The sequence below is a fragment of the Stenotrophomonas sp. STEN038 genome (assembly GCF_056759895.1).
On sequence record NZ_JBRRDW010000031.1, the window covers coordinates 13,439 to 33,737 of the forward strand.

Annotated in this window: 17 protein-coding genes; 4 read left to right on the forward strand and 13 right to left on the reverse strand. The window is 63.8% G+C overall.

Annotation, left to right across the window (positions count from 1 at the left end; translation table 11 throughout):
- Positions 1–62: 62 nt before the first annotated feature.
- From ACVOLS_RS13535 to ACVOLS_RS13555, 5 genes are all read right to left on the reverse strand, one after another.
- A complete protein-coding gene (locus ACVOLS_RS13535; RefSeq protein ID WP_481546022.1) occupies positions 63–3,149 on the reverse strand; it encodes a TonB-dependent receptor in 3,087 nt (1,028 codons plus the stop codon).
- 185 nt (positions 3,150–3,334) lie between these two features.
- Complete coding sequence (locus ACVOLS_RS13540) at positions 3,335–4,291, reverse strand: FecR family protein (RefSeq protein ID WP_481546023.1); 957 nt, start codon at positions 4,289–4,291, stop codon at positions 3,335–3,337.
- A gap of 106 nt (positions 4,292–4,397) precedes the next feature.
- Positions 4,398–4,904 (reverse strand): RNA polymerase sigma factor, encoded by a 507-nt coding sequence (locus ACVOLS_RS13545; protein ID WP_481546024.1) that lies wholly within the window; start codon positions 4,902–4,904, stop codon positions 4,398–4,400.
- A gap of 416 nt (positions 4,905–5,320) precedes the next feature.
- Complete coding sequence (locus ACVOLS_RS13550) at positions 5,321–6,277, reverse strand: hydroxymethylglutaryl-CoA lyase (RefSeq protein ID WP_481546025.1); 957 nt, start codon at positions 6,275–6,277, stop codon at positions 5,321–5,323.
- On the reverse strand, positions 6,277–7,428 hold the full coding sequence (locus ACVOLS_RS13555) for a hypothetical protein (RefSeq protein WP_481546026.1): 1,152 nt from the start codon (positions 7,426–7,428) through the stop codon (positions 6,277–6,279). The genes ACVOLS_RS13550 and ACVOLS_RS13555 overlap by 1 nt, the downstream gene beginning before the upstream one ends.
- A 342-nt stretch (positions 7,429–7,770) precedes the next feature.
- Between ACVOLS_RS13555 and ACVOLS_RS13560 the strand changes: the two genes are divergently transcribed.
- Positions 7,771–9,186: an aminotransferase-like domain-containing protein gene (locus ACVOLS_RS13560; RefSeq protein ID WP_481546027.1), complete on the forward strand. Its 1,416-nt coding sequence runs from the start codon at positions 7,771–7,773 to the stop codon at positions 9,184–9,186.
- 67 nt (positions 9,187–9,253) lie between these two features.
- On the opposite strand, the gene ACVOLS_RS13565 is transcribed toward ACVOLS_RS13560, so the two are convergent.
- The 3 genes from ACVOLS_RS13565 to ubiK all read right to left on the reverse strand — a co-directional run bounded on the left by ACVOLS_RS13565 (position 9,254) and on the right by ubiK (position 12,788).
- Entirely contained in the window at positions 9,254–10,780 is a 1,527-nt protein-coding gene (locus ACVOLS_RS13565) for an esterase/lipase family protein (protein WP_481546028.1), read from the reverse strand.
- Positions 10,781–11,005: 225 nt separating this feature from the next.
- A complete protein-coding gene (locus tag ACVOLS_RS13570) occupies positions 11,006–12,520 on the reverse strand; it encodes a YifB family Mg chelatase-like AAA ATPase (protein WP_481546029.1) in 1,515 nt (504 codons plus the stop codon).
- Between the two features lie 10 nt (positions 12,521–12,530).
- Positions 12,531–12,788, reverse strand: a complete 258-nt coding sequence (ubiK, locus tag ACVOLS_RS13575; protein WP_303747857.1) for a ubiquinone biosynthesis accessory factor UbiK — start codon at positions 12,786–12,788, stop codon at positions 12,531–12,533.
- A gap of 155 nt (positions 12,789–12,943) precedes the next feature.
- On the opposite strand from ubiK, the gene ACVOLS_RS13580 reads away from it, so the two are divergent.
- On the forward strand, positions 12,944–13,282 hold the full coding sequence (locus tag ACVOLS_RS13580; protein WP_057628415.1) for a P-II family nitrogen regulator: 339 nt from the start codon (positions 12,944–12,946) through the stop codon (positions 13,280–13,282).
- A 153-nt stretch (positions 13,283–13,435) separates the two neighbouring features.
- On the opposite strand, the gene ACVOLS_RS13585 is transcribed toward ACVOLS_RS13580, so the two are convergent.
- The gene (locus tag ACVOLS_RS13585; RefSeq protein ID WP_481546030.1) at positions 13,436–14,092 is read right to left on the reverse strand and encodes an RIO1 family regulatory kinase/ATPase domain-containing protein; all 657 of its coding nucleotides are present in this window, start codon (positions 14,090–14,092) and stop codon (positions 13,436–13,438) included.
- 265 nt (positions 14,093–14,357) lie between these two features.
- Positions 14,358–15,215, reverse strand: a complete 858-nt coding sequence (gene speE / locus ACVOLS_RS13590) for a polyamine aminopropyltransferase (protein WP_282267936.1) — start codon at positions 15,213–15,215, stop codon at positions 14,358–14,360.
- Between the two features lie 252 nt (positions 15,216–15,467).
- Here speE and speA point away from each other — a divergent pair, with 252 nt between their 5' ends.
- Positions 15,468–17,357 carry an arginine decarboxylase gene (gene speA, locus ACVOLS_RS13595; RefSeq protein ID WP_481546031.1) on the forward strand — a complete coding sequence of 630 codons (1,890 nt, stop codon included), beginning with the start codon at positions 15,468–15,470 and terminating at the stop codon, positions 17,355–17,357.
- 85 nt (positions 17,358–17,442) lie between these two features.
- On the opposite strand, the gene ACVOLS_RS13600 is transcribed toward speA, so the two are convergent.
- The 3 genes from ACVOLS_RS13600 to ACVOLS_RS13610 are packed head-to-tail and all read right to left on the reverse strand — an operon-like array spanning position 17,443 to position 19,738.
- On the reverse strand, positions 17,443–18,771 hold the full coding sequence (locus ACVOLS_RS13600; RefSeq protein WP_481546032.1) for a sensor histidine kinase: 1,329 nt from the start codon (positions 18,769–18,771) through the stop codon (positions 17,443–17,445).
- On the reverse strand, positions 18,768–19,430 hold the full coding sequence (locus ACVOLS_RS13605; RefSeq protein WP_481533096.1) for a response regulator transcription factor: 663 nt from the start codon (positions 19,428–19,430) through the stop codon (positions 18,768–18,770). Before ACVOLS_RS13605 ends, ACVOLS_RS13600 begins: the two co-directional genes overlap by 4 nt.
- Positions 19,430–19,738, reverse strand: a complete 309-nt coding sequence (locus ACVOLS_RS13610; RefSeq protein WP_312370360.1) for a PepSY domain-containing protein — start codon at positions 19,736–19,738, stop codon at positions 19,430–19,432. The genes ACVOLS_RS13605 and ACVOLS_RS13610 overlap by 1 nt, the downstream gene beginning before the upstream one ends.
- Positions 19,739–19,857: 119 nt before the next feature.
- Here ACVOLS_RS13610 and ACVOLS_RS13615 point away from each other — a divergent pair, with 119 nt between their 5' ends.
- A complete protein-coding gene (locus ACVOLS_RS13615) occupies positions 19,858–20,298 on the forward strand; it encodes a PepSY domain-containing protein (RefSeq protein ID WP_481546033.1) in 441 nt (146 codons plus the stop codon).
- Position 20,299: the final 1 nt, after the last annotated feature.

Consider the following 20,299-nt stretch of genomic DNA (forward strand, 5'->3'; position numbering starts at 1 on the left):
GGAAAAAGCAGAACTGCAGTGATGTTTCGGGTTGCGGTGGACTCCTTGTTGCTACGGGATGATCAGAAGCGCGCGGTCACGCTCAGCTTCAGCGTGCGACCCGGGGCAGGCAGCAGTGAGCGGGTGGCCGGGTCGGCGTAGTAGCGGTCGGAGAGGTTGGTGCCGATCAGCTCAAGCTGTACGGTGTCGTTGACGCGGTAGCTGGCATAAGCATCGAACAGCCAGGTGGTATCCCAGGAGAACGGCACGTTGAACACGGCAAGGTTCTGGTTGGTGACGGCGGCAAACGCCTCCAGGTCGCGGTTGGGTTTGCGGCGCTGGTAATAGACGACGCGCGCGCCCAGCTCGAGCCGCTTGTCAAGGAAGCGTCCACCCAACGACCAGTTGGCCGAAGTTTCCGGCGAGGCCTGGGTCAGCAGCCAGCTGCCGATGAAGCCCTGGTCGACACAGGTTGGCGTGCCGCTGACGTTGGGGTCGATGGTGATGGCCGTGTGTTCATCGCAGACCTCGTTCTTCAGCGTATGCGCCACGGCGAGGTCGGTGAAGAAGCGGCCATTGTCATAGCGGCCCTGGAACTCCACGCCCTGCACAAGCTGTTTGTCGATGTTGCGGAACAGGAAGTTGTTGTCGCGCTCGATCAGGTCATCGGTGCGGCGGTGGTAATAGCTGAGCTTGACGTCGGCAATCGTGTCATCGCCCAACAGATGCCCGAGCTCCTGGATGTAGCCCAGCTCGTAGCTGTAGGTGTGTTCGGGTTTCAGGTCGCGGAACGGGCTGACGCTGGCACCGAAGGCGATGACGCTCTCGAACATGTTGGGGTAGCGCAGTGCCTCGTTATAGCTGAGGTAGGCGCGGCTGTAGTCCGAGAACAAGCCAGTAACGGTAAGCGACGGCGCCCAGCCACTATCACGACGCTTCTTTGCCACGGCGTACCTGGAAGCGATCGGGTTGGCGGTGTAGCCGATCCTGCAGTTCCCGCCCTCGAACAGATCGGCTACGCCGGCCAGCGCGCCGTTGCTGCAGGGGTTGTCTGCGCGGTGGAACCTACCTTCGGCGTCAGGGAGCCATTCGAGGGTGTTCTCTTTGGCAGCATATTTGATGTTGGCGGCGACGTAGTCTGCTTCGCTTATCCCTTCCGGAATACCTAACATCTCGCAGTAGAACGGCATCGCCGCGCAGACCTGGTGGCCGGCGCGTAGCTGCGCCTCTGCATTGCTGCGCTCCTGCGCAGATAGGGTCCGGTAGCTGGCCTGATAGCCGGATACCGAGCCCAGGAACTTGTTCGGATGGTCGGCGAGGAAATCGTCGTACGCCCAGTACGAGGAGTAGCGGGCACCGGCATTGATCTTGAGGAAGTCGACCGGGCGCCATTCAAGGTTGAAGTTGGCATTCCATTCCTCGCGACGGCCGGCACGCGGGAACATGCGCCAGGCCGCGGAGGGGCCGATGTACTCATCATGCGAGCGCAGCTTTTCGTGCTGGAAGTCGCCGCCGACGGTCAGGTCCAGCGTATCGCTGAGGCGGAACAGATTGCTCAGGGTCAGGCCGTTGCGGGTATTGGTGGAATCATCCAGCGCGCCGTTCATGACGATCGGCTGGGTCACCGCATTCCAGTAGTTCGGGTAGCTGCCGGCGGTGTTCGCATTGCTGTCGGTATCGGTGCGCCACAGGTTGGCGTACAGGTCGATCCAGCGGCTGCCCTGCGGCTGCCACTTGTATTCCAGGTTGTAGGCGGTGGAATCGACCCGGCTCAGTGACCATTGCGGCAAGCCGAGCGCGGTGCGGTTGATGCGCGAAGGCATGATCTCGCCGTAGTGCGACAGCGTGTCGCGGTAGCCGAAGCGCAGCACCTGGTCGGGCGTCGGGTTCCAGGTGGCTTTGAACAACCACGATTCCATCTGGCTGGAGGTATTGGTGACCTCGTCGCCCGGGCGCAGGCGGTTGGCCATGGTGATGATGTAGTCGCCGGCGCTGATGTTTTCCACCGGCTGCGAGTAGTAGCCGGCGCCGCGCTTGCCGGCGAAGTAATTGCCACGGTCGCGGTAGGCATAGGCGCCGAACAGGCTGAGCGTGTCCGACTTCCAGCCCAATGCCAGCCGATAGGCGTGGTCCTCGCCATCGAAGACGTTGTAACCGCCGCCACCGGTGTGCGGTTGCACGCGCAGTGTCGGGTCGTTGGCCGGGCTGCCGGTGGCCAGTTCCGGCACGTCGCGGTGGTTCATGCCGGTGTACAGCCGGCCCGGCAAACGCGGCGCCACCGCATTGCTGCTGCCTTCGATCTTGAACTCGCCGCCGAACGACTCGCCTTCCGGCACCACATCGTCCACGTCCAGTGTCTTGATCACCACGCCGCCACCGATGCCGGTGGTGACGTTGCGGGTCAGCGACGGGCCCTTGAAGATCTGCATGCCGCCGATCAGGTTGGGGTCGACGTAATTGCGGTTGCCGATGCCGTTGTAGCCGCGCCAGGCGGTAACCGCCTGTTCGGTGCCATCGATGGTGACCGGCACGCGTCCTGGCCCCTGCACGCCACGGATGTTGACGTCGAGCGCGCCGCTGTTGCGCGCATCGCCACTGAACACGCCAGCGACGCCGTTGAGCAGGTCCGAGGGCGTCGCGCCCTTGTAGCGTTCGATTTCGGTGCGGCCGAGATACGCCGTGGACAGGTCCAGATCATAGACATCGTCCTGGCCCCGCAGATCGCGCTGTGCGCCGGTGGCCTCGATGCCTTGCTGGCCGGTCACGCTCAGGGTGCCGGTGACGATGGGGGTGCTGGCACCTGCAGCGGCGGCGCCGTTGCGCGTCACCACGGCGGTGCCGGGCTCGCGCCATTGCCAGGCCAGGCCGCTGCCCGCCAGCAGTTGATCCAGCGCCTGCGCCGCACTGAGTTGGCCTTTGATGGCCGCCCCCTGCAGGCCGCTGACATCGTTGGACACGAACAGGATGCGAACCCCGCCCTGGTCCGCCAATCGGGTCAGCGCGCTGTCCAGGGACTGCGGCGGGACATCGAATGCGCTGCGCTGCGTGGAACCGCTGGCGACGCTGTTCTGTGCGGCGGCATATAGCGGTGCATTGAGTGCCAGGGCGATGCTGACGGTCAGCATGGCCGGCAGTCGCGGGGAACGACGGGGAAAGTTGGAAGGGCTCATGGATCCGACGAAGCAATAGGAAGAGGACGCTCGGAGGTACCGGCGTTGACTTTATGAGAATAAGTCTCATTCCTATAGACGACTGTCGTGGGCGAAACTTGCAGCGTCAGCAGAAAAAAATTTGTCCGCCGCTTCGTGTGCCTGCACGGCGGGCCGCATGCGGGGTTACAGCACTGCTCGGCCGCTCAGCGGATCACGGTCAGCAGCGGCAGGCGGATCAGTTCTGCACCGGCCAGCGCGGCGATATTTCGCAGCAGCGCATCGATGTCATCCAGCTCGAACACGCCGGTGAGCTGCAGTTGCTGTAGTGGCTCACCCATCACGACGATGCGCCCCGGAACGTGGCGCTGCAGTTCGCCTGCGATGGCGGCCACGCTCTGCTGGTTGAAGATCAGCTTGCCGCGGACCCAGGCGGTCAATGCACCGGCATCGACGGTTTCGGCTTTGCCCAGTACATCGGCGCTGAAGGCAACACGCTGGTTGGGGATCATTTCGATACTGGCGCCGGCCCGGTTGCGCAACTCGGCCAGACCAGAGACCACGGTCAGCGTGCTACGGCGTGATTGGCGGTGCAGGGCAAAGCGGCCAACGCTGCAATGGACGCTGCCATCGCGGCTCTCGATCACGAACGGCCGCTGCGGGTCGGGTGCGACGTCGAACAGCAGCTCGCCAGCGGCCACCGATACGGTGCGGCGGACGTTGGAGAACGCCTGCGAGAATGCGCTCTCGCTGTTGAGCCAGGCGGTCGATCCGTCGCCCAGTGATGCCTGCCGGCGCTGGCCGATGCGGGTACGGTGGTCGGCAAGCACGCCGCTGACTGGCCCCAACATCCCCGTGCCAACCACGCCGGCCAGCGCTGCCGCCGACAGCCCACCCGCCAGCACCGCGCGGCGGCTGATCCGGCGCGGCGCAGGTGTCAGCGCCTGCACCCAATGGCGATGCTCGGCCGCAAGCTCGGTCTGGCCGACGCCATCGAGCAGCGCGAATGCCTGCCGCGCAGCCTCGGCATGGGCCGGGGAGCGCTGGCACCAGCGCTCGAACGCGGCTTTATCGCCCGCAGATGGACGTGCACCCAAGCGGATCACCCACTGGATGGACTCGTCATTGAGCGCGTTGTTCCGGGTTCGGAAGCGGTCGAACATCGTGGCGTGGCTAGGGGCTGCGCTGGGAAAGGGGTTGTCTACCTATAAGACGTTTCGCCAATGCCAAAGTTGCAGTGGCTGCAGTGATCATCTTCCATCGTTGTCCTCACATTGGCCCCAGACGGTCGCGACAATGCCGCAGCGCCTGCGCCAGATACTTGGCCACCATGCTCTCGGATACGCCAAGCCTGCGCGCGATCAACGCGTGCGACAGGCCGTCGACGCGGAACAGCAACAAGGCCAGGCGTGCATTGGGTGGCAGCTCGCGCAAGGCCTCGTCGAGCTGCCGCAGGCGGTCCTGGGCGATGGCATTGCGCTCCGGGCCGGCGACAGGGTCGGCCTGCTGGGGGTCGGGTTCGCCGTTGCCGCCTGCGCGCTGCTCACGTCGCGCCACGTCGATGGCGAGATTGCCGGCGACGCGGAAAATGAAAGCGCGCTGGTCGCGGATCTGCTCCTGCTGCGCACGGCTGTCGGTCTCGAGCAGGCGCAGGTAGGTTTCCTGCATGACCTCTTCGGCACGACTGCTGTCGCCCGTGCGTCGCCGCAGGTGTCGCTTCAACTCGCCGTACAGGCCAAGGAAGGCATCAATCAGGCGCGAGCTCGGCGTTGTCATCAGTGCCGGCAGCCGGCAGTGGCATGCAGCTGTGACATGCAGGCAGGCGTGATATGGGGCAGGGCAGGCGCATGGCGCTGCTGCTTCCGCCAGCGTGGCCCAGGTTTCGACAGCAGCGGCATGGGAATCTCTCCACGGCGCTCGGCGCCGGCATCGGGTGGTCGGCTGGCCGCTATGCTCGCTGACCGCCACATCATACGTTCATCGCCGACGGCGTGTCAGTTTCGCGCTTGGTCTGGCACTGTTCCAGGCAGCCAGGACAATGACCAACGCCAGAACCTGGGCGATCCCATCGACGTGAAGGATGGCCAGCGTCGCCGAAGCAGTGCGGCTGCCAGCAGCTGAGCATGCTGGGCTGATCTGGCACGACTGCGCGAGCCAAGGTCATTACGCCATGCAACAGCAGCCGAGCTGGCTCATCCCATCCAGGTCCTGGCAGTGTCCTTCTTCTGGCTTCTTCTTGCCCGCAGCGCCCGACCCACGCGCGACTCGGTTCTGCGCTCAAGCATGCAGTCTATGTAGTCGGCAGCCAGCAGCAGACCGTCGATATCGGCGTTGCAGCCGATCCCCAGCTCGGAGAACAGATAGACAAGATCTTCGGTAGCCAGGTTGCCTGCCGCACCCGCTGCATGGCTTTCACCGCCAAGCCCGGAAATAGCGCTGTCGAATGCCCGTACGCCATGCTCCAGCGCTTCGATGACGTTGGCGATGGCCAGGCCGAAGGTGTCATGGAAATGCATGGCCACGCGGTGCATCGGTACTTCGGTCGCACAGGCACGTAGCAGCACACCGACTGATGCGGGCGTACCGCTGCCGGTGGTATCGCACAGGCTGATCTCGCGGCAGCCCATATTGTAGAGTCCGCGCACGATTGGGATGACCTCCGCCGTCGTCACCGCTCCACTGAACGGACAATGGATGCTGGTAGCCAACGTGGCACGAACCTGGATGCCGAGGGCCAATGCGTGCTCGCTGATCTCGTCAGCACGGCGCAGGCTCTCGCTGATGTTGCAGTTGAGGTTGGCGCGGCAATAGGCATCCGATGCGGCCGATGCGACGGTGATATCGCGGCAGCCGTTGGCGACTGCCATCTCCAACCCCTTCATGTCGGGGACCAGCACGGAGCGGATGCGATCAATCGGCGGCGGTCCCAGTAGCGCGCATAGCGCAGCGGTATCGGCCGTCTGTGATACCCAGCGTGGTGACGTGAACGAGCCCAGTTCGAGTTCCTTGATGCCGGCCGATTCCAGCAATTCGATCAGGTTCATGCGGACGATGGCCGGCAGTGCCTTGGCCTGGCTTTCAAGGCCCTTGCGCGCGCCAACCTCGATGATGCGAACACGATCTCCCGACGCATGATCGTGGCTGTCCATCACCGCCCCCGCAGCTTGTCGAGCGCGCCGATCGCCAGATCCAGGCGGATGCCCTGCGCGGACAGCAGGGCTTTGACCACGTGAGCGATCTCACCATCGCGGGCGCCTGCCAGCAATGCCAGGTCGTAGGCGTGTTGGCTGGGATCAACTTGCGTGACCGCCCCGGTTGCATGTGCATGCAGGCTGGCCAGGCTCTGCGCCAACCCGATCGCCGCGACAGCAGGATCGAGTGGATACGTACACGGGACGTTGGCAGCTACGGGCGTCTGCGTCGTACTGACGTCTGGCGCAGTGCCGATGTTGTCTACGTGCTCGGCCTGCACCTGCAGGGAGATTCTTCCTGCCAGATGACCGTAGTGATCACGGTACCAGATGACCAACGGTACCCCGGGGACATCGACTGCCGTCCAGGTGCTGAGCTTGCTGCCGCGCACAGCTTCAATGGCAGCAAGCAGGGAATTCGCCGTTGCAAGAATGTCCGCGTTGCACTCGCGGATGCGCTCCCTGACCAAGCAGGTGAAATTGTGTAGATCGACGATGCGGCCAGCCAGTGCATAGCCTGCGGCGGCTGCAAGCGAGAAGCTGCCCGGGTCGAAAGTCACCTGCGCGCGTAGCAACTGGCGACTGGCAATCTCGGTTATTGATGCTCCCGCCATCGTACCGCTGGTCAGCTGCTCAATCAGTGGTGCCAACCTCGCGATCAGCTTGTCGATGACCTGGATGCCAGATCTATCAGGAATTTCGACAAGCACGGCCATCTCCAGGAGTGGGCCCATATCGCTGGTCGTGCGCACATCCGCTTCAATATCCTTGCAGCCGCCACCGTCCGAGACGAGTGCCGGATTGATCGTGTTGATGAGCCCGGCCAGCTGGTTGCGTAGTTGAAGTACATGCCTGCGAGCGTCATGAACATCGCGGATCGAACGGAACTGGATGCAGATACGCAGCATTCGGGCTGCGCAAAATACGCGAAATCCACCAGTTGGGCGCGAAAGCTCGGTGATGCGTTGGAGGATGCGCGCCGATCCCGGCTGGCACTCCGCTATTGCTACGCGCCGATTCCTGCCATTGATCGGCAGATCTTCGATGAAGCTGATCGGCTGGGACAAGTGGACGTGTTGGCTATCTGGCGTTGGAATGGCGCTGTCCACAGGCATTGCTTCCGCAGTACCGGTCATTCTTATGTCGATGCGTGGTTTGCGCGGAATGTGCGCTATCGCTGACGTTGAATCAGATAACGCGGCATGTTCTGCGTGTGCATGAGTTGCGTTCAACGGTGATCGCCCTGGTCGTTCCACTTCCATCGAGCATTACTCAATCATCGGCACGCAATGTGCTCCGAAGAGTGCGGGCGAAAGGTACAGTTTTCTCGTACAGAGATGGCGCCGGAGCGTATCTGCCAATTCATATCAAAATGTCCATTTATGCTCTTTACAGGGGGCGTTACCGCGTAGATACAGTGAGCGCCCCCGAAGAAGTTTGTATGGATTCCTATGCGCTCTGAACCACGGAAGATTTCACTAGCGGAAAAAGTTGCCATGGACATCGGTCGTCAGATCCTTGCCGGCGTGCTGAAGCCAGGAGACAAGCTGCCGTCATTGCGTGAGTACGCGCGATTGAATGGCTATTCAAAGAACACGGTGATCTCGGCATTCGACCTGCTTGGCGAGCGGGCGTTGGTTGAGGCACAGCACGGTAAGGGTTTTTTTGTGCGGGGCGTGGAAGCGCCACCGGAGCGGGACGTTGATGAGGAGCCCGTTGGTTACAGCAGGGTGATCGACACCTTGTGGATGATGCGCCAACAGGCCATCCGTGAGCCGGGGCGGTCACACCTGGCCGAGGGCTTTCCGCCTGTTGACTGGTTGACCTATATGCGACTTGATCGCTTCCATCGGCAGGTCGCGCGCAGTGGTACCGGCAGCTTGTTCCGATACGGCAATCGTTACGGCTATTTGCCGTTGCGACAGCAGTTGATCCGGCGCATGGCCATGCATGGCATGGAGCTTGGTCCGCGGCAGTTGGTGACTACATTTGGCGCGAATCACGCGCTGGACCTGATCATCCGACGCTACGTCGCGCCGGGTGATACGGTGTTGGTGGAACAGCCGGGTTACTACCCCCTGTTCGGCAAGCTGCAACTGCAAGGCGCGAAGCCAATCGCCATTACACGCCGTGTGGATGGTCCCGATCTTGCGGAGTTCGAGGCGGCGCTGCTGACCAGCAAGGCGCGCGTCTTCTTCCTGCAGACCACCGCGCATAACCCGACCGGTACGGACGTGGCGCCCGAAGTCGGAAAGCGCTTGCTGGAGCTGGCGGCGGCGCACAACGTACTGATTGTCGAGAACGACGCGATGGCCGATTTCAAGCCAAATTCCGCGTTTCGCCTGTCTTCGTTGTCGCAGTTCAGGAATACGCTGTATGTCGGCAGCTTCTCGAAGTCGGTATCGGCGGCATTGCGCAGCGGTTTCATCGCCGGCGAGAACGCACACATTGAAGAGTTGGCGGACCTGAAGATGCTGCTGCATATCGGCAGCAGCGAGTACGGCGAGCGCGTGCTGGAGGCGATCCTGCGCGAAGGTAACTTCCTGCGTCATGTCGGGCGCTTGCAGGACCGGGTGCGCGCCGCCACCGCCGAAGGCCTGGAAGTGTTGAACAGGCTGGACGCCACCGTCTACGCAACGCCGGAGCAAAGTCTGTATCTGTGGGCACGTTTCGATGGCATCGATGATACCCGCACGCTGACCGCGCGTTTGTTGTCACGCGGTGTTGTGCTGGCGCCGGGTGCGTTCTTCAATATCGACTCCGAACAGGTGTCCCCGTGGACACGCTTGAACGTTGCCTATTTGAATGACAGCGTTTTCATCGAGAGCCTCCGTGAGGAGTTGGACCAGGCCGCGGCGATGGCCTGATGATGGCACGTTGAACCGGGGAGCTGCCATTGGTGCAGCGCCCGGAACGGCGGGGCAGGGTGAACGCTCAATGCCAATCGGAGAGCGAAAGCTTCAACTCGGCGTTGAAGCCTTTGGCTGACTGCAGCGGTATTGCGAAGATGTTCGGTGCCTGTTGGTTGATGCCGATCGCCTTGGTACGGGCGGTATCCAGTTCGGCCTCATTCTTCGGGCCACCTGCCCATTGGTCGTCACTCCAGACATAGCGCAGGCGCCAGTCGCCTGCATCGCCGGGCTTGGCGAACACAACCAACGTGTTGCGGAACAGGTACTCGCCGGGGATGTGGTTTTTCAGGAACAGCGCACCGTCCACTTGATAACCGGCATTGCTGACCGCCAGATCGATCGAGAACGCGATTTCGCTGCCAGCCAGGATCTTGCTGCTGTCCAGGAACACCGAGAACAGCACGGTCGAGCGTTTGTCCTTCAGCAGGTTGCCCTGCGCATCGAAGATGTCGCCGTACTCGCGGCGGATGGCGCATTGATTGGCCTGGGTGCGCGAGGTCAGCTCATAGGTGTAGGCGCCGCGTGGGGCGACCGTGGCTTCGATGTAGTACGAGGATTCAATCTTCTTGCCGCGTTTGCGCGCAGCCTCGATCTCTGGCGGGAAGGGCAGGGCGCTGATATCCAGCTGGGCAGTGGCGCCGGTATCGCCGAACAGGAAGCGCACCAGGTTCTGGTAGCCCTCCTCGGAATTGACGATACCGAAGTAGCCGCTATGGCTGCGATTGACGAACGCGCGCGGCGAGCCTTCGACATAGGCGTTGGCGATGCGCACCAGGCCATCGCTCAGAGCGCCGACAGCAAAGGACGACAAGCCATGCGCCGCGGCGTAGTCGCGGCTGTTGGTGCCGATCAGGCAGAACAGGCGCTCGGGCGGAAAGCCGGACGCTCCCAAGGTGTTGACCTTGTCCTTGGGCACCTTCAGGTACTTGCCCATATTGGTCCGGTTGAAGTTGTTGATGTCGTTGATCGACAGCAGGTTCGGCAGGTTGATGCCGCCGACTTCGATGCCATTGTGCGGGGTTGCATAGGTGAAGGCCTTGTCGACCATCGCCCGCACTTCGGCACTGGCCACGTCCGGGTTCTGCAGCAGGCAACGGCAGATCAGTCCGCCCATTGAATGGGCGACCAGATAGACGCGGAATTCCTTGCGCATGGCTGCGTTGTTGCCGCAGATGCTGTCGCGCAGTTGTTCGATGCGCTTGCCAAGCGCGGCGGCGGCATCGGGGATGGACGGCGTCTTGCCGTCACCGAATGCCGGGTCCGCCGGATCGTAGTAGCGGTGGATGACGATGCAGCGCGGCGAGATGCGGTCACGGCGCTCGGCACCAAACTCGTAGACATCGCGGTAGTTGTAGTCCTTCATCAAGCGCACCAGTGGCGACTCGAAGACGAATTTGACGATGCTGCCGTCCTGCGCCTGGCGCATCTTGGTGGAGCCGGCCTCGAAGCCCATGAATGGCGTGGAGGTGGTTTCGACGATCTCATCGCGGGTCATCGCGTAGCCGCGCACGTAGATGATCGGGAAGTAGGGGCGTTCAATACGTTCCATGGCCGGTCTCCGCGGGGGCTGCTGGCGATGGTGAACGGATTTTTGGGATTTGTCTTGAATGTGGTGCTTTAAGAGCTCACCCCTCCCCAGCCCTCCCCTTGGCTGCGCCAAAGGGAGGGGGCCAAGCTCTGCTCCCTCCCTTGCGCATAGCGCAGGGGAGGGCTGGGGGGGGTAAAGCCTTTGCCGTTGCAGTGGCTCCGAGCAAGCGCCAAAACCCCCAGCAACCTAGCCCTCACCCCCAACCTCACCCCGGTCCAACTGCCGATAACCAATCGCCTCGGTCAGATGCCCCCGTTGGATCGCAGCTTCACCGGCAATATCGGCAATTGTCCGCGCGACGCGTAGGATCCGGTGCATCGAGCGCGCCGATAGCTGCAATCGCTCCATCGCCTGCTCAAGCAGATCACTGTCCACAGCGGAGAGCACGCAGTCCCGTAACGTCTCCGCCTGCCCAAGGTGTGCATTGGCCTTGCCAGCACGGTGCAGTTGTCGCCCGCGGGCCCGCATTACCCGCTCGCGCACCTCGGCACTGCTTTCGCCCGCAGGAGCATCCCCACGCAGTTCGCTCGGCGCCAGCCGGGGCACCTGTAGATGCAGATCAATGCGGTCCAGCAATGGCCCGGAAATGCGCGCGCGATAGCGACGTATGCTTTCTGCGGAGCAGCGGCAGCGGCCACTGCTGTCACCGGCCCAACCGCAAGGACATGGGTTCATGGCCGCAACCAGTTGAAAGCGCGCCGGGAACTCCATGCTGCGCGCCGCGCGTGAGACGGTGACCGTGCCGGACTCCAGTGGCTCGCGCAGCACTTCCAACGCATGTCGACTCCACTCCGGCAATTCGTCCAGGAACAACACGCCGTTGTGCGCGAGCGAAATCTCGCCAGGGCGCGGATGCGAGCCACCACCAACCAGCGCAACCGCGCTGGCGGTGTGATGCGGGGAACGGTACGGCCGCTGCCGCCAGCGACTCGGATCAACGCCGCGACCGCTGATCGAGGCAATGGCTGCGGACTCGAGCGCTTCATCTTCACTGGCCTCGGGCAGGATGCCGGGCAGGCGCGAGGCCAGCAGGGTCTTGCCGCAACCGGGTGAACCCAGCAGCAGGAGGTGATGGCCGCCGGCCGCGGCAATCTCCAGCGCTCGTCGTGCATGTTGCTGGCCGCGCACATCACTCAGATCTGCAAGTGCAGCGGGTGCGGTGTGTGGTACCTGCGCGTCCGGCAGTTGCTTGCTGCCGTTCAGCGCTGCGCAGACTTCCAGCAGCGTGCGTGCGACTTTGACTTCGGCGTGTTGGGCCAGCGCCGCTTCGCCGGCGTTGCCGGGTGGCACGATCAGGCAGCGCTTGGCATCGGCGGATGAAATGGCCGCGGGCAAGGCGCCGTCTACCGCACGCAGCTCACCGGTCAGTGCCAGCTCGCCGATGAACTCGTAGTTGGTGAGTGTGTTGCGGTCGATCTGGCCACTGGCAGCGAGGATGCCGAGCGCGATCGGAAGGTCAAAACGGCCGCCCTCCTTGGGCAGATCGGCCGGCGCAAGATTGATGGTGATGCGGCGCGCCGGATAGTCGAACTGCGCGCACAGGATGGCGGAACGTACGCGGTCGCGCGATTCGCGTACCGCGGCCTCGGGCAGGCCGACGATCTGGGTGAAGGGCAGGCCGCCGGACAGGTGGACTTCCACCTGTACCAGCGGTGCGTGCACACCTGCACGGGCGCGGCTGTGCACCAGCGCCAGGCTCACGGCCCGGCGCTCAGGCGTTCTTGTCGGAGGCGCGGTTTTCCAGGGCGGCGACGGCGTGTTCCAGCGCGTCGAGCTTTTCACGGGTGCGCAGCAGCACGGCACGCTGCACTTCAAATTCTTCGCGGGTGACCAGGTCCAGCTTGCCCAAGCCGGCCTGCAGCGCGGTCTTGAAGGTGGCTTGCAGTTCTTCGCGCGATTCGCGCAGGCCCGGCGGCACCAGGCTGCTCAGGCGGCGGGCCAACTCGTCGATGTGGTTGAGGTCGATCATGGGGTTTCTCCGCAGGGGTGAGCCGAGCCTAGGCGGCGGCTGTTGCTTGCGGGCATCGGTATCCGTTAGTGCCAATGGTAAGGATAGTCCGGAACCTTGCTAGTGGCACGTCAGCCTGCACGGTATGCTTCAGGCATCACCCAAGGAGCCGACCTATGAAGATGATCATGGCCATCGTCAAGCCGTTCAAGCTGGACGACGTGCGCGAGGCGCTTGCCGAACGCGGCGTGGCCGGTATCACCGTCACCGAGGTCAAGGGTTTTGGTCGGCAGAAGGGTCACACCGAGCTGTATCGCGGTGCCGAGTACGTGGTCGATTTCCTGCCGAAGGTGAAGATCGAGGTCGCCGTGACCGATGCGCAGGCTGACGAGGTGGTGGAAGCCATCGTCAAGGCGGCCGGCACCGGCAAGATCGGCGACGGCAAGGTATTCGTGTACGACCTGGGCAGCGTGGTGCGGATCCGCACCGGCGAGCTGGATGGGGATGCGCTTTGAGGTTTTGGGTTTTGGGGATTTGGGGATTTGAAGCTTTAGAGCTTTAGAGCACCCCTCCCCAGCCCTCCCCTGCGCTCTGCGCAAGGGAGGGAGCCAAGCGCTCTGCCCCCTCCCTTTGGCGCAGCCAAGGGGAGGGTTGGGGAGGGGTAGGTTTTAGCCTTTGATCCACCGATAAAGCCGCTTCCACGCATTACGTACCGCCTGCACCCAGCCCGGCTCAGCCAGCGCTGCAGCCTGTTCGGCGGAAGGTTGCTGTCCGGTCAGGCGCTGGCGCATCTTCACCAGGTTCTTCATGTCACTGCGGCGCAGCTGGCGCGAGATCGGCCAGTTCCGGAACCAGCGTGGTGAGCGCAGTGCCGAGGTGAAGTCCAGCAGCACCGGCACGCCGGCGCTGACCACCACATTGGTGCCGTGCAGGTCGTTATGGGTGATGCCGGCCGCATGCAGGCGTGCCAGCGCGTTCTGCAGCTGGTCGAAGACTTCCTGGGTGACGCCCTGCACGCCGGCACTCAAGGTGTCGCCGGGGATGAACTCCATGCCCAACGCCAGACCGCCAAGGGTGCCCAGCAGCGCCGGAGCGTGCTTCCAACCCTGCAGGCGCTTGAGCACCTTGGCTTCGCGGCGGACCAGCAGGCGCGCCACCGGCGATAGCGGCGTGCCCTGATAGCGGCGGTAGTCCTTGACCACGGCCGGGCGGCCGTCCAGTTCGGTGCGGTAGACGTCAGGCTCCAGCAGGCGTTCGCCACGCTTGAGCAGATGGTGGGCGGGAACAACCGCGTGTTCGCCGTCGAAATTGGGCAATGTGTTCATCAAAACCTTCCTGACGCGGGCATGGCGCGGAAAGCGTCTTGCAAAGCCGGTCTAACGTGCCCTGGTGGGCGGGGATGTGCGGCAATTATAAAACTGCACAGTCCATGAATTGCTGAATGTAAAAAAAATGTAGGAGTCAGGAGCCGGAAAGGATTGTTGCGGCCATGTGAATGATGAAAGCCCGCCTGTCTGCGTCCTGGCCGGAAAACGAAAAACCCCGCACCGTTGCGGGCGCGGGGCTCGGTTCACGGCGCTGGCAGCGGGCTTATTCGCCCAGCGCCTTGGCCACGAACGGCGGGCTGACCAGCACGCCGGTGTGCAGCGGGGCGGTGTAGTACAGGGTGTCGAACGGTTTGGCGGCCGAATCGGCCTCGCGGAAGCCGAAACCGAAGCCGGCCTGCTTGCTGGCCACGGTCACCGACCACCAGCCGGTCGGATAGCACGGCTGCGGGAACGGCAGGGTCTTGAACGACTGGAAGCCGGCCTTGCCCATTTCCGAACGCATGTCCTTGATCAGTTCCAGCAGGGCCAGCGGCGACTCGCTCTGCTGCACCAGCAGGCCGTCGTCCTTCAGGGCGCGGAAGCAGCTTTCGAAGAAGGCCTTGTTGAACAGGCCTTCGGCCGGACCAACCGGGTCGGTGGAGTCGACGATCACCACATCCACGCTGCCCGGGGCGCAGTTGGCCATGTAGGCCACGCCGTCGTCGAACAGCAGCTCGGCGCGGGCGTCACCGTTGGATTCGCACAGTTCCGGGAAGTACTTCTCGGCCATGCGGGTGACCTGCTCGTCGATGTCGCACTGGGTGGCGCTTTCCACGCCCGGGTGCTTGAGCACCTCGCGCAGGGTGCCGCAATCGCCGCCGCCGATGATGACCACGCGCTTGGGCGCCGGGTGGGTGAACAGCACCGGGTGGCTGATCATCTCGTGGTAGAAGAAGTTGTCCTTGGTGGTCAGCATCATGGCGCCGTCGATGACCATCAACTTGCCCCAGTCGGTGCTGTCGTAGATCTCGATCTTCTGGAACGGCGACTGCACCTCGTCCAGCTTGCCGGTGATGCGGAAACCAATAGCCGAACCGGTCGGCTGGAAGTGTTCGATGAACCAGTTTTCGTTGGAGGTCATGATGATTCCTGGGTGCAATGGACTTTTCCCTTCTCCCGCGGGCGGGAGAAGGTGCCCCCAAAGGGGCGGATGAGGGCAGCGGTGAGCCTGCCACAGCAGGGTTTCACCCGTAATCTGGTCCTGAACCCCGATTCAGTCAGGCTGGTCAGTCAGGCTGGGGGAAAGGCGCGGGCGCGGATTGTAACGGACCCTTGCCCCGCTAGCGTTAGAATGCGCGTCCTTATTTATCCACAGCTGAGAGTTGCTACGCCGATGAGCGATTGGTCCCTCGAACAGGCCCGCAAGACCTATTCGATTCCGCACTGGTCCGACGGGTATTTCGACGTCGATACCGCAGGCCACCTGGTGGTCCGTCCCGTTGGCGCCGAAGGCGCGGCGGTGTCGTTGCCGCAGGTTGTCGATTCGGCGCGTGCCGCCGGCGCCAAACTGCCGTTGCTGGTGCGTTTCCCGGACATCCTCGGCCAGCGCCTGGGCAAGCTGCAGGCGGCGTTCGCCCAGGCCCAGTCCGACTGGGACTACGCCGGCGGCTATACCGCGGTCTACCCGATCAAGGTGAACCAGCACCGTGGCGTGGCCGGCACCCTGGCCAGCCACCACGGCGAGGGCTTCGGCCTGGAAGCCGGCTCCAAGCCGGAGCTGATGGCAGTGCTGGCGCTGAGCCGGCCGGGCGGACTGATCGTCTGCAACGGCTACAAGGACCGCGAGTACATCCGCCTGGCCCTGATCGGCCGCAAGCTCGGCCTGCAGACCTATATCGTCATCGAGAAGCCGTCCGAGCTGAAGCTGGTGCTGGAGGAATCCAAGGCGCTGGACGTGATGCCTGGCCTCGGCGTGCGCATGCGCCTGGCCTCGCTGGGCGCCGGCAAGTGGCAGAACAGCGGCGGCGACAAGGCCAAGTTCGGCTTGTCCCCGCGCCAGCTGCTGGACCTGTGGAAGGCCCTGCGTGACACCGAGTACGCCGATTGCCTGAACCTGCTGCATTTCCACATGGGCAGCCAGATCAGCAACGTCCGCGACATCGCCAACGGCATGCGCGAGGCCACCCGTTACTTCGTCGAGCTGTCGCAGCTGGGTGCCAAAATCAGCCACGTCGATGTCGGCGGCGGGCTGGGCATCGACTACGAGGGCACCCGTTCGCGCAGCTATTGCTCGATCAACTACGGCCTGAACGCCTACGCCAGCAACATCGTGCAGCCGCTGGCCGAGGCCTGCGAAGCGCATGGCCTGACCCCGCCACGCATCATCACCGAGTGCGGCCGCGCAATGACCGCGCACCACGCCGTGCTGATCGCCAACGTGTCGGAAGTGGAGCAGGCAGCCGAAGGCCGCGTGCCCGAAGCGCATGACGACGAGCCGGCGGCGATCCGTCACCTGCGCGAGATCCACGAGGAACTCGACCAGCGCCCGGCGGTGGAACTGTTCCAGGAAGCCCAGCATTTCCATGCCGAAGGCTTGAGCGCCTATGCACTGGGCCAGATCGACCTGCCGCAGCGTGCGCGCATCGACGACCTGTTCTACGCCATCGCCAACGGCGTGCGTGCACGCCTGAGCTATGACGAAAAGAGCCATCGCCCGGCGCTGGACGAATTGAACGACCGCCTGGTCGACAAGTACTTCGTCAACTTCAGCGTGTTCGAATCGATCCCGGATGCATGGGCGATCGACCAGGTGTTCCCGATCGTGCCGATCGAGCGCTTGAACGAGCGCCCCGAGCGTCGCGGCGTGATCGCCGACATGACCTGCGATTCCGATGGCATGGTCAAGACCTACGTCGAGAACGAAAGCCTGGACAGCTCGCTGCCACTGCACGCCGTTCGCCATGGCGAGAGTTACCGCATCGGCTTCTTCCTGGTCGGTGCCTACCAGGAAATCCTCGGCGATATCCACAACCTGTTCGGCGATACCGATGCCGTGGAAGTAGTGGTGGAAGACGACGGCTACGTGATCACCCAGCAGCGTCGCGGTGACACCACCGACGTGATGCTGGACTACGTCGGCTACAGCCTGGCCGACCTGCGCACGGCCTACCGTGAGCGCGTGGCTGCTGCTGATTTGTCGGCAGAGCGCGCCGCAGAACTGGATGCCGCGCTGGAAGCGGGCCTGACCGGTTATACCTACCTGTCGGACGAACCGCTGGGCTGATCCAACAGCCCATGCAGGGAAACAGCGAACGCCGCGCCGGCTTGCCTGCGCGGCGTTTTCTTTGGCGGATTGATTCGATGTGCGCTCAGGTCCGTGGCAGCTGCAGGCTGGCGCACAGCCCGCTGCCGGTATTGCGCAGGGTCAAGCTGCCGCCATAGCTGTCGACAATGTCGCCGACTATCGCCAGTCCAAGCCCGCTGCTGCCATCACGCTCGTCCAGACGTACGCCACGTTGCAGCACCTGTTGCAGCGCTTCCTCGGCCAAGCCCGGGCCGTCGTCGATGATGTCGATCAGTACCTGCTGATTGTCTGCACGCGCCTGGATACGCACTTCATGCGCCGCCCAGCGGCCAGCGTTGTCGAGCAGATTGCCGAGCATTTCCTCGAGATCGGCTGCCGCGCCGGCAAAGCACAGCTGCGCATCGATATCGTCGGCGACGAAACGGATGTTGCGCTCGCCGTGAACACGCTGCATCAGTCGGCACAGCGATTGCGCGACTGGCGCGACTGCGCTGCGTTGATGCCGGTCCGCGGCCATGCCAGCGGCCAGGTAGCGATCAATGCTTGCCTGCATGCGCCGGCTTTGCTCGCGCAGGGTTTGTCGCCAGTGCTCGCCGCTGCCATCGGCTTCGGCATGCAACACGCTCAGCGGTGTCTTGAGCGCATGCGCCAGATCCTGCGCGCTGCTGCGCGCACGGCTGACCATACGCTGGTGGTGGGCCAGCAGGGCATTGAGTTCATCGGCCAGCGGCGCTACTTCGCGCCCCAGCCCCTCGCTGCTGATCTGTGCGGTATCGCCGTGGCGCACCTGCTCGACACGTTTGCCGAGCGCGTGTAACGGACGCAGGCCGAACTGCACCTGGCTGACCAGCACCGCCAGCCACGCAGCGATCAACACCGCCATCGCCAGCGCCGAACGCTGGCGGAAGCGGGCGACATCAGCATCCAACTGGCTGCGGTCGCTGGCGACGGTGACTTGCAATGGTGCTTGGCTGCGCGGCAAACGCACCTGTTGGGTCAGACCTCGCAAGGGCTGCTGCAGTGGGCCGCTGAAATCCACGCCGCTTGCCTGGGTGGGAACCTTTGGAATAGGTGGGAGCAGGCTCTCGTCCCACAAAGAGCGTGATTGCAGCAGCACTTGCCCATCGGTTGCGGCGATCTGCCAGTACGCGCCGGAGAACACGCGTTGGAAGCGCGCATCGTTGGGTTCCTGGCGCAGTGCGAGCTTGCCGCTGGCATCGATCTCGGCCTGTGCCAGTACGGTCAGCAGGTCCTGCTCCAGCTGCGTGTCCAGGTTGTCGCGCGCGGCCTGTTCGAACAAGCGCCCCAGCAGTACACCGGCCAGCACCGATACCAACACCAGGCCGAGACCGCCGGCAAGCAGCAGGCGCGCGCGCAGCGAAAGCGCCTTCATGCAGGCGCGACCAAGCGCCAACCCTGGCCACGTACGGTCTGGATCATGTCCACGCCAAGCTTGCGCCGCAGCCGTCCCAACAGTACATCCAGCGCATTGGAATCGGGATCATGGCCACCGTCGAAGACCTGCTCGCCCAGCCGCTCGCGGCTGACGACGCTGCCGGGATGGTGGATGAAATAGCTGAGCAGGCGGAATTCCTGTGGACTCAGTGACAGCGGCTGTCCTTCCAGCAGGAAGCGCCCGGCATTGATCTCCAGCTGCAACGGCCCACAGCTCAGCTGCGCGCTGGCGTGGCCATTGCTGCGGCGGATCAGCGCCCGCAGCCGCAGGATCAGCTCATCGGCCTGGAAGGGTTTGGTCAGGTAGTCATCGGCACCGGCATCGAAGCCGGCCAGCTTGTCGTGCCAGCGCCCGCGCGCGGTCAGCACCAGCACCGGGAAGTCGCGGCCATTGCCACGCCAGCGCTCGATCACGCTGAGCCCATCCAGTCCCGGCAGGCCAAGGTCGACGATGGCTGCCTGCAGTTCCTCGATCTGGCCGAGTTCCTCGGCTTCACGGCCGTCGCTGACGTGGCTGACCACGTAGCCGGCCTGCTCCAGCAAGGGTTGCAGGCGGCTGGCCAGTTCAAGGTCATCTTCGGCCAACAGGATCCGCATCAATCGTCCAGTTCGGTCTTCAGCAGGGCGCCGCTGCGGGCATCATAGTCGAGCTCGATGACCACGCCGTCTGCACGCAGGATTTCCACTTCGTAGATGCCGTCGTCGAGTTCCACTTCCAGCAGCTTGCCCGGATGTCGCTTCAGCGCGTCGCGCACGATGTTTTCCAGCGGCACGTAGCGGCCCTGCTTCAAGGCCTGGCGCGCGGTCTGCTGTGCGGCGTCCTGGCCGTGGGCGATGGCCAGCGGCGTGCCTGCCGTCAGCAAGGACAGGCCAGCGAGGGCGACAAGGGTGCGGTAGGAAAACATGCGTTATTGATAGCGCGCCTGGCTAACAATCGACTAACAGCGCTGGCTAGGGTGCTGTTAGACAGGCGGCGGAGACTGTCCGGGCCGGGCTGATCCGGCAGCACTCAAGGAACTCCCCCATGTTGAAGTCATTGTTCGCCACCGCCGCCATTGCCGCGGCATTGAGCACCAGCGCCCATGCACAGACCAAGTCGCTGGGCATGGCCGAGGTCGAGCAGAAGCTGCGTGCCGCCGGCTACACCCATATCCACGAGATCGAGAAGGACGACGGCCTGTGGGAAGCCGATGTCGCACGCGCTGATGGCCGCTTCGCCGAGGTGTGGGTGGACCCGGCGACCGGTGAGATCTTCGACGAGCACGACGGCCGCGCCCTGCTGGGCAGCGAGCAGATCCTGGCCCGGGCTGGCGCCGCAGGCCTGCGCGAGATCCACTCGCTGGAGCGCGATGGCGCCACCTGGAAGCTGGAAGCACGCAATGCCCGCAACCAGCGTGTTGAAGTCCGCATGAGCGGCATCGATGGCCGCATCCTGCACAGCGAGCGTGACGGCTGGCTGGACTGAG

Excerpts from the sequence above, each read along its gene's own strand:
- ACVOLS_RS13535 (WP_481546022.1), bottom strand. The coding sequence starts at position 3,149 with ATGAGCCCTTCCAACTTTCCCCGTCGTTCCCCGCGACTGCCGGCCATG.
- ACVOLS_RS13540 (WP_481546023.1), bottom strand. The coding sequence starts at position 4,291 with ATGTTCGACCGCTTCCGAACCCGGAACAACGCGCTCAATGACGAGTCC.
- ACVOLS_RS13545 (WP_481546024.1), bottom strand. The coding sequence starts at position 4,904 with ATGACAACGCCGAGCTCGCGCCTGATTGATGCCTTCCTTGGCCTGTAC.
- ACVOLS_RS13550 (WP_481546025.1), bottom strand. The coding sequence starts at position 6,277 with ATGGACAGCCACGATCATGCGTCGGGAGATCGTGTTCGCATCATCGAG.
- ACVOLS_RS13560 (WP_481546027.1), top strand. The coding sequence starts at position 7,771 with ATGCGCTCTGAACCACGGAAGATTTCACTAGCGGAAAAAGTTGCCATG.
- ACVOLS_RS13565 (WP_481546028.1), bottom strand. The coding sequence starts at position 10,780 with ATGGAACGTATTGAACGCCCCTACTTCCCGATCATCTACGTGCGCGGC.
- ubiK (WP_303747857.1), bottom strand. The coding sequence starts at position 12,788 with ATGATCGACCTCAACCACATCGACGAGTTGGCCCGCCGCCTGAGCAGC.
- ACVOLS_RS13580 (WP_057628415.1), top strand. The coding sequence starts at position 12,944 with ATGAAGATGATCATGGCCATCGTCAAGCCGTTCAAGCTGGACGACGTG.
- ACVOLS_RS13585 (WP_481546030.1), bottom strand. The coding sequence starts at position 14,092 with ATGAACACATTGCCCAATTTCGACGGCGAACACGCGGTTGTTCCCGCC.
- speE (WP_282267936.1), bottom strand. The coding sequence starts at position 15,215 with ATGACCTCCAACGAAAACTGGTTCATCGAACACTTCCAGCCGACCGGT.
- speA (WP_481546031.1), top strand. The coding sequence starts at position 15,468 with ATGAGCGATTGGTCCCTCGAACAGGCCCGCAAGACCTATTCGATTCCG.
- ACVOLS_RS13600 (WP_481546032.1), bottom strand. The coding sequence starts at position 18,771 with ATGAAGGCGCTTTCGCTGCGCGCGCGCCTGCTGCTTGCCGGCGGTCTC.
- ACVOLS_RS13605 (WP_481533096.1), bottom strand. The coding sequence starts at position 19,430 with ATGCGGATCCTGTTGGCCGAAGATGACCTTGAACTGGCCAGCCGCCTG.
- ACVOLS_RS13610 (WP_312370360.1), bottom strand. The coding sequence starts at position 19,738 with ATGTTTTCCTACCGCACCCTTGTCGCCCTCGCTGGCCTGTCCTTGCTG.
- ACVOLS_RS13615 (WP_481546033.1), top strand. The coding sequence starts at position 19,858 with ATGTTGAAGTCATTGTTCGCCACCGCCGCCATTGCCGCGGCATTGAGC.